This is a genomic window from Deltaproteobacteria bacterium (assembly GCA_009692615.1).
Lineage (GTDB): Bacteria > Desulfobacterota > Binatia > UBA9968 > UBA9968 > DP-20.
Map to the genome: position 1 here is coordinate 1 of SHYW01000168.1, position 8,209 is coordinate 8,209.

9 protein-coding genes are annotated in these 8,209 nt (G+C 57.0%); all 9 read left to right on the forward strand.

Annotation, left to right across the window (positions count from 1 at the left end):
- The coding region (locus tag EXR70_24295; protein MSP41618.1) for an ABC transporter substrate-binding protein at positions 1-707 on the forward strand (707 nt) is incomplete at its 5' end.
- A 98-nt stretch (positions 708-805) separates the two neighbouring features.
- Entirely contained in the window at positions 806-1,135 is a 330-nt protein-coding gene (locus EXR70_24300; protein MSP41619.1) for a nucleotidyltransferase domain-containing protein, read from the forward strand.
- The gene (locus EXR70_24305; protein ID MSP41620.1) at positions 1,125-1,547 is read left to right on the forward strand and encodes a HEPN domain-containing protein; all 423 of its coding nucleotides are present in this window, start codon (positions 1,125-1,127) and stop codon (positions 1,545-1,547) included. The genes EXR70_24300 and EXR70_24305 overlap by 11 nt, the downstream gene beginning before the upstream one ends.
- Positions 1,548-1,568: 21 nt before the next feature.
- On the forward strand, positions 1,569-2,033 hold the full coding sequence (locus tag EXR70_24310; protein ID MSP41621.1) for a (2Fe-2S)-binding protein: 465 nt from the start codon (positions 1,569-1,571) through the stop codon (positions 2,031-2,033).
- 51 nt (positions 2,034-2,084) lie between these two features.
- The gene (locus EXR70_24315) at positions 2,085-4,436 is read left to right on the forward strand and encodes a xanthine dehydrogenase family protein molybdopterin-binding subunit (protein MSP41622.1); all 2,352 of its coding nucleotides are present in this window, start codon (positions 2,085-2,087) and stop codon (positions 4,434-4,436) included.
- Between the two features lie 10 nt (positions 4,437-4,446).
- Positions 4,447-4,896, forward strand: coding sequence for a tetratricopeptide repeat protein (locus EXR70_24320; GenBank protein MSP41623.1), 450 nt, complete (start codon positions 4,447-4,449; stop codon positions 4,894-4,896).
- A 153-nt stretch (positions 4,897-5,049) separates the two neighbouring features.
- On the forward strand, positions 5,050-6,468 hold the full coding sequence (locus tag EXR70_24325) for a TolC family protein (protein MSP41624.1): 1,419 nt from the start codon (positions 5,050-5,052) through the stop codon (positions 6,466-6,468).
- 36 nt (positions 6,469-6,504) lie between these two features.
- Positions 6,505-7,992 carry an efflux RND transporter periplasmic adaptor subunit gene (locus EXR70_24330; GenBank protein ID MSP41625.1) on the forward strand — a complete coding sequence of 496 codons (1,488 nt, stop codon included), beginning with the start codon at positions 6,505-6,507 and terminating at the stop codon, positions 7,990-7,992.
- The coding region (locus tag EXR70_24335) for an efflux RND transporter permease subunit (protein ID MSP41626.1) at positions 7,989-8,209 on the forward strand (221 nt) is incomplete at its 3' end. The genes EXR70_24330 and EXR70_24335, both read left to right, overlap by 4 nt.

The following is an 8,209-nucleotide window of genomic DNA, read 5'->3' on the forward strand; positions in this document are numbered from 1 at the left end:
TCATAGTCGCGACAGGGGCGCCCGCTGCCCTGGCCGCCAAGAACGCTACCAAGACGATTCCTATCGTTTTTACGAGTGGGGGTGATCCGGTTGTGATTGGGCTGATCGATAGCCTGGCGCGGCCGGGCGGGAACCTCACGGGGTTCAGCAATATGACCTCGGAGTTGGCCGGCAAGCGGCTGGAGTTGCTCAAGGATACCGTTCAAAAACTCTCCCGCGTTGCGGTGCTGTGGGACCCACGGGCTGCAGGCTCTGCGGACGAATGGAAAGAAAGTCTTCACCCGGCACGGGCACTGGGTCTGCAACTTCATTCCATGGAAGTAAGCAGCGCCGACCAATTGGAGAGCGCGTTCAAAGAAGCAATCAAGGCGCGTAGCGCCGCTCTGGCCGTGACGGTGGCCCCGGTCAACACTTCTAACTACAACCGGATCGCGGATCTGGCGCTAAAACATCGGCTGCCGGCGATATCCGTTCGGGGAGAATTTGTCGCCAGCGGCGGGTTGATGTCTTACGGACCCGACGAGTCAGAAGTCTACAAGCGCGTCCCTTACCTCATCGACAGAGTCCTGAAGGGCACCAAACCCGCCGAACTCCCGGTCGAGCGACCGATGGGGTTCGAATTCAATATCAATCTCAAGACCGCCGAAGCGTTAAAGCTGACGATTCCACCGATCGTGCTCATGCGGGTGACGAGAGTGGTCCAATAAGGCAAAAGTAAAAAGGCAAGAGCTATGAGTGGTCAGGACTTAGCCAATCGGGTAGTGAGTAAGGCGATGAGAAGATAGAATCCAGTGCGCAGTGGACTATGAACCGTAAAACGAAAGTAGACCAACGTAAGCTAAGCGAAATTATTCGGCGTATCGTAAAAGTGGCGGCGCCCGAAAAAATTATCCTCTTTGGCTCGGCCGCTCGTGGAACGATGGGACCGAACAGCGACGTGGATTTGCTCGTCGTCAAGCGTGGCAAATTTCACCGCGGTCGTCTGACGGAAAAAATTTACATGAACCTGTTCGGTGTGGGCCAAGCGGTCGACGTTGTCGTCGTAACCTCTGATGACGTTAAGCGCTTTGGCGACTGTTTTGCTCTGGTGATATATCCCGCGTTGAGAGAGGGTAGAGTTGTCTATGCCGCCTAAGCGACGGTCTGCGGACGATCCTCTTGAGTGGTTGAATCGCGCGAGGAGCAACCTCGCACGGTCGAAAGCCGATAGTCGGATTCCCAATGTCTATCTGGAGGATCTTTGCTTTGACGCGCAGCAGGCAGCGGAAAAGGCGATCAAAGCGGTGTTGCTTAATTTGGGAGTGCGGTTCCCGTACCATCACGATCTCGCGGAGCTGCTCGACCTTGTTCAAAAGGCTGGCAAGCCGATCCCCAAAACAGTCAGAGACGCGAGCCGACTGACCAGGTTTGCGGTGGTGACCCGCTATCCCGGCTTCGCCGAGCCAATCGGATTCGCAGAGTATAAAAGAGTCGTGAGGATCGCCGAAAGAGTTTTGCGCTGGGCGGAAAAACTGATCGCAAGCGATCAAAGTAGAAAACGCTCCTGACCCCTTTTTTGTTTCTGAGTTATGAAAAAAACTATTTCACTCAAAATTAACGGCGCCGAGCGCAGCGTGGAAGTCGAGGCGCGGACGACTTTGCTCGATATGGTGCGCGAGCAGTTTGGGCTGACTGGCGCTAAGCTCGGTTGTGATATTCAAGTTTGCGGGGCGTGCACTTTGCTGGTGAACGGTAAGCCGGTGAGCGCTTGTTCGATGTTGGCCGTCGATGTGGACGGCTGCGCGATTCAGACTATCGAAGGCTTGGGTGCTAAGAATAAACTTCATCCGTTGCAGGAAGCGTTCATGGAGTTCGGCGCGCTACAGTGCGGCTATTGTACTTCGGGATTTATTCTGACGGCGAAGGCATTGCTCGACGAATGTCCGCAGCCAACGGATGAGCAGATTCGCGATTACTTAGCTGGGAATTTTTGTCGCTGCGGGTGTTATCAGGAAATTGTCCAAGCGGTTAAGAACGTTAGGGGTGAGGCGTAAGGGGTTTCGGATCCGAACGCCTTACCCCTTACGGTTTTTTGGGAAAAAACTATGGAACTCGCAGATATCGGCAAAACTTTTCGCCGGCTCGATTACGAGACTAAAGTGACGGGACGCGCGCAGTATCTCGCTGACATGAGCGTGCCGGGGATGTTGCATGGGAAGATTCTTCGCAGTCCGTATCCGCATGCGCGGATCACGCGCATTGACGCTACCAAGGCGGAGAAAGTTCCCGGTGTAATGGCGGTGCTGACGCGGGATGACATTTTGCACGATGAAGGCATCGAGCCGTTTTACGGGCCGGTGTTTAAAGACCAGACCATCGTCGCGACGGAAAAAGTGCGCCACGTCGGCGATCCGGTGGCCGCTGTGGCGGCGTTGACGATGGAAGCGGCGGAAGCGGCGCTAAAGCTGATCGAAGTCGACTATGAAGAGTTGCCGGCGGTGGTGAATATTGCCGAAGCGCTCAAACCCGGCGCGATGCTGGTGCATGATTCGGTCAAACTGCCGGCTTCCGGCTTCGCCGATCTCGCCGACTTGAAGCCCATCGACGGGACTAACCTTTGCACTCATTTCAAACTCAACCGCGGCGACATCGATAAAGGCTTCGCCGAAGCCGATCAGGTTTTCGAAGATATCTTTACGCTGCCGGCGACGCAGCATTGTTTTCTTGAGACCCACGCATGCATCGCATCCGTCGAACCGGGCGGGCGGATTACGGTGTGGGCGACGACGCAAAATCCGTTCGTCGTGCGCACCCAGCTGGCGAATATTTTTAAAGTTCCGGTGTCCAAAGTGCGCGTCATCGTGCCCTACCTCGGTGGCGGCTACGGCGGCAAAGTTTATCCCAAGGTCGAGCCAATTACCGTGGCGTTGTCGCAGAAAGCCGGCAGGCCGGTGCGGCTGGTGCTTTCGCGCGAAGAAGTTTTTTACACGATCACCAAACATGCGGCGGTGATCCGCATGAAGACCGGCGTCAAAAACGACGGCACGCTGATCGCGCGTGAGTGCGAGATTCATCTCGATACCGGCGCTTACGCCGAGATCGGTCCGCGGGTGGCGAAGAAGTCCGGCTATACGGCGGCGGGGCCGTATAAAATTCCCAACTTAAAAATCGATTCCTATTCGGTCTACACCAACAAGCCGCCGGCCGGCGCGTTTCGCGGCTTCGGCGTGTCGCAGTCCGCTTGGGCCGTCGAGTCGCAAATGGACATCATTGCCGCGGCGCTGAAGATGGACCCCGTCGTGCTGCGCAAGCAGAATGGTTACAACGAGGGCGACAAATTCGTCACCGAAGAGACGCTGCGGGCGATTGGTTTGAAAGAGTGCATCGATGAGGTGGCGAAATCGATCGGGTGGGAGACGCGAGACAGAGAGTTTGACGGTCGTAGGGGCGTATTGCCATACGCCCGTCCGGTTCAAGGGTCAACCGGATCAAACCTTCGGCGCGGCAAAGGATTGGCCTGCATGATCAAGGCGACGATCACGCCTTCTATTTCCTGCGCGGTGGTGAAATTGAACGAGGATGCGAGTCTGTCCATTTATTCCGGAACCGTGGAGATGGGGCAGGGGTCGGAGACGGTGCTGGCGCAGATCGCCGGCAAGGAGTTGGGGATTGCGATGTCGACCATTCAAGTGCTCGGCGTCGACACCGATGTGGTGCCCTACGATTTGACCACTTCGTCGAGCCGCTCGACTTTTCACATGGGTAAGGCGGTGCAGTTGGCGGCTCAGGATATTCTACGCCAACTAAAACAGATCGTCGTCAAAGAATATAATATTCCAGAAGACAAAATCACTTTCGCCGACGGCAAGATTCGCTTGCCGGAAAGCCAGCTCGATTATTCTGAAGTCATGTTCAAGCGCTTCGGCATGCAGGGCGGCACTTTAGTCGGCGAAGGACAGGTGAAGACTTCGACCAAAGATGAGTTCGGCGAAAAGAGCACTTCGGCTTTTTGGTTTCTCGCCGCCGGCGCCGCCGAAGTCGAAGTCGATATCGACACCGGCAAATTCAAATTGCTCAAGTACGCCAGCGCCGTCGATGTCGGCAAGGCGCTCAACCCGCTGGGCTGCCAGCAACAGCTTAACGGCGCGGCGATCACCGGCATGGGCCAGGCGATGTTCGAGGAGATCGCCTACGACGGCGGCCAACTGATCAATCCGAATCTCGTCGACTACGTGTTGCCGTCGCTGGGCGACATGCCGCCGGTAATCGATTCGATCTCAGTCGAATTTCCCGATCGCAACGGGCCCTTCGGCGCCAAAGGCATCGGCGAGAGCGCGCTGATCCCGGTTGCGCCCGCCATCGCCAACGCGATCTACGACGCCGTCGGCGTGCGCATTCGCGATCTGCCGATCAAAGCGGAGAAAATCTTTCTTGCATTGGCGCAAGCTAAATCTTAATCTGAAGTCTATGAAAACGGTTTGGCAGCGTGGGTTAAAAACTCTCATTGCAATCACTTGCGCGACGCAGCTGACGGCCTGCATGTCGGAGGCGTTGGATCGTCAAGCCGAGCAGATTCGTCAGCAGAATGACGAGATCGCGCGGCAGCGCCAAGAAATCGAAGCGCTCGCCGCCGGCAAGCAAGTTCAGGATCAAAAGCAGCAGGATTGCAGCCGCGCCTTTCGCGACTATTTCGACAAAGCCCAGCTGTCGACCAACCGCGAGCAAACGATCGCACTTTATCGCCAGGGTTTGCAGATTTGTGCCGACGACGATGTCGCCCATTACGAACTCGGCCGCGCCCTAGTGGACGCCGGGCGACGCGCCGAAGCTGAGAAAGAGTTCGAAGCTGCGTTGAAAATCAATCCAGGTTTCGCAGAGGCCCGCCGCCAACTCGATGCCGTACGGAGCAACCGTTGAGTCCATTAAATTTTATCCCTTCTTTAGTAAATCCAATAAGCGCTGACTGCCAGCGCTGCCGCACTTCTATGCCAGCCTTCGGGCTGAAGCTGTCTTTGCTTTCGGACACCACTTACCATATATTCGTCGCGCCTATACAAAGGGGAAAACTCAATGACCGGGTGTCAAGTTAAACCTTTATTGCGCTTGTTAGTCTGTTGCATCGTTTGGGGGCTGGCTTTGCTGGCCTCGACTCCAGCGGCGGAGATTCAAATGCAAGTGCAAGCAGTGCCGACGGCACCGCCTCAGCCCGGTTCCCGCTCCCCCACCGGTCAGTTGCTGACCATTGAAGACGCCGTGCGTATCGGATTGGAGAATCATCCCAGGCTCAGATCGTCGGGCGAAAGAATCGGCACAACCGAAGCTCAACTCGGCCAACAAAGGGCGGCCTACTACCCGACCATCACGCTGAATAGTTTCTATCGCTCCGGCACCGCCGGCTCGGCCGGCGTCTCAAACTTAAACAGCGCCGACACTTATAACAGCGTAACGACGGCGAGTCTGACGCTTTACAACTTCGGCAAACGCGAAGGCGCCGTGCAGGCGGCGCGGGAAACCGTCGAACAGTCGAAACAGGACTATGCGACCACCAGCCAAGACATCGCGCTGGCGATCAAGCAGTCTTACTACAATTATTTGACGACGATTGCACTGGTCAATGTGCGCAAGGACACGGTACGCAACCGGGATTTGCTGGTAAAACAAGCGCGGGCTTTCTTCGAAGTCGGCACGCGGGCGAAGATCGATGTGGCCAGAGCCGAGGCCAATCTCTATACCGCGCAAGCCGATTTGATCGCCGCGGAAAACGCCGTCAAGATCGCTTGGGTCACGCTCAGAAACGCGATGGGATCGCCGCGGCTGCCCGAGCAGCCGGTGGCGGTGGACTCACCTGAGGTTGTGTTTACGATGAACTTATCCGGCGCGCGCGACGTCGCCTTTGACGCGCGTACCGAGCTTAAGAGTTTCGAAGCGCAAAAGCGCGCCACAGACCAAACGCTCGCGGTCGCCCGGCGCAACCATCTTCCCGATCTAATTTTCGATAGCTTTTATGGCCGCACGCACAAAAACAACGATGTGATTAACAGGCACAGGCTGGAAATTTTTCCGCTGCAGCCGATCTGGCAGGTGCAGCTCAGTTTGAACATCCCGATCTTCGATGGCTTCCGCACCACCACCCGGGTCGAAGAAGCGTTACACAACTACAACAGCGTTAAAGCGCTGGAAGAGAACCAACGGCAGCAGATTGCGCTGGATGTCGAGCAGAGTTACCTTAAAGTAGTGGAAACCCAGGAACGGATCAATGCAACTCGATCGGCAGCATTAGCGTTCAAAGAAAACCTCGATTTGGCGCGCGGGCGCTATGAGGTCGGTGTCGGTTCGATCATCGAAGTCACCGATGCCGAGGCGCTTTACACCGATGCTCAAACAACCTATATACGCACCGTTTACGATTACAAAATCGCCGATGCCCAACTGGCCCGAGCGATGGGCGATAACCGCGTCGGTGTGTTGAAGCCGGGTTCGATCAAGTAGTCATTGGCTAACTTGAGAAAGGGGCTTTAGGGTCCTATGAAACGTACGCTCTTGATCGTTGTCTTATTGGTCGTAGTCGGCGGCTTCGCCGGCTTCCAGCGCTATTCTTCTTGGTCGCTCAACAAACCCAAAGAGGACGCAACCGCCAAACCCGCGGAGGGTTCGAGCCCTGAGGGCGCTCGCGGCGGCGCGGGCCAAGGACGCGGCGCTGGCGCTGGTGGCGGAAGGCGCGGTGGCGGGGGCGAGGCCGTGCCGGTCTTGGTTGCCACCGCGGTGCAAAAATCCGTGTCCACGCAGCTGCGCGCGGTCGGTAACGTCGAAGCTTACAATACCGTATCGATCAAGAGCCAAGTCACCGGAGTGCTGCAGAAGGTCCATTTCAAGGATGGCCAGGACGTCAAAGATGGCCAACTGCTGTTCACCATCGATCCGCGCCCGCTGGAAGCCGCGCTGAAACAGTCCGAGGCAGCTTTGGCGCGCGATAGCGCGCAGCTGCGCAACCTGCGCGAACAGGTGCGGCGCTACGCCGACCTGGTCGAGAAACAATATGTTTCCCGCGAGCAGTACGATCAGATCAAAGCCAACGCCGACGCCGCCGAAGCGGTGGTCGATGCCGACAAGGCGGCGGTGGAAAACGCCAAGGTGCAGCTCAGCTACTGTTATATTTACGCGCCGGTGAGCGGTCGCGTCGGCAGCGTCTTGATCAACGAAGGCAACTTGATTCGCTTGAACGATGGCGCGCCTCTGGTGGTGATCAATCAGCTAAGTCCGATCAACGTTACTTTCAATGTGCCCGAGCAAGTCCTCGCCGCTCTCAAACGGCATATGGCGGGCGGCAGACTGACGGTCAATACCCGTTTCTCTTCCGATGAAGGCCGCGCGGAACAGGGTTTTTTGGCATTCGTCGACAACATCGTCGACCGCGCCACGGGTACGATCAAATTGAAAGCGGAGTTTACCAATAAGGAGCGGCGTCTGTGGCCCGGCCAATTCGTCAATGTCGCGTTGATCCTGGCGACTCAAAGCGATGCCGTGGTGATTCCATCCGAAGCGGTTCAAGTCGGTCCCGAAGGGCAGCAGGTATTTGTCGTCAAGGAGGATCGCCGTATCGAAGTGCGGCTGGTCACTCTGGGACAAACCAATGAAGGCGAAGCGGTGATTGCTAAAGGCATCGCCGCCGGCGAGCAAGTCGTGCGCGAAGGCCAGTTCTTGCTCGGCCCGGGCTCCAGGGTAGAAATCAAAGAACCAAGCAAAATTGCTGATGAGACCAAAGGCGAAGGGCGCCGGCGCGGCGGCCGCGGTAAATCGAAGAGCGACGGCGAGAGTGCTGACAGCGCCAAAGCCAGCGAAGCGGTAAAGGGCGAAGGGCGGCGCGAGCGCAAGAACGCCGAAGGTGAAGTCAGGGAAGCCGCCAAATCGGGTGAAGAGTCTAAGGGTGAGGGTCAGAGGCGACGCCGTGGCGAAGGCAAGGGAAAGAGCGAAGGCGAAGCCCGGGGCAAGGGCCAAGCGCGAGGTGAGTCATGAACATCTCCGAGCTGTTTATCCGCCGGCCGGTCACCACCACGCTGGTGATGGTGGGCATTCTCATATTTGGCATCATGGGTTATAAATCGCTGCCGGTGAGCGATCTGCCGACGGTGGACTTTCCAACAATTACAGTCAACGCTAACCTTGCTGGCGCCAGCGCGGAGACCATGGCTTCCGCGGTTGCGACGCCGCTGGAAAAAAATTTTTCGACCAT

Bases quoted from the DNA above. Each gene is read 5' to 3' on its own strand.
- EXR70_24310 (MSP41621.1), top strand. From the start codon at position 1,569: ATGAAAAAAACTATTTCACTCAAAATTAACGGCGCCGAGCGCAGCGTG.
- EXR70_24315 (MSP41622.1), top strand. From the start codon at position 2,085: ATGGAACTCGCAGATATCGGCAAAACTTTTCGCCGGCTCGATTACGAG.
- EXR70_24320 (MSP41623.1), top strand. From the start codon at position 4,447: ATGAAAACGGTTTGGCAGCGTGGGTTAAAAACTCTCATTGCAATCACT.
- EXR70_24300 (MSP41619.1), top strand. From the start codon at position 806: ATGAACCGTAAAACGAAAGTAGACCAACGTAAGCTAAGCGAAATTATT.
- EXR70_24325 (MSP41624.1), top strand. From the start codon at position 5,050: ATGACCGGGTGTCAAGTTAAACCTTTATTGCGCTTGTTAGTCTGTTGC.
- EXR70_24330 (MSP41625.1), top strand. From the start codon at position 6,505: ATGAAACGTACGCTCTTGATCGTTGTCTTATTGGTCGTAGTCGGCGGC.
- EXR70_24305 (MSP41620.1), top strand. From the start codon at position 1,125: ATGCCGCCTAAGCGACGGTCTGCGGACGATCCTCTTGAGTGGTTGAAT.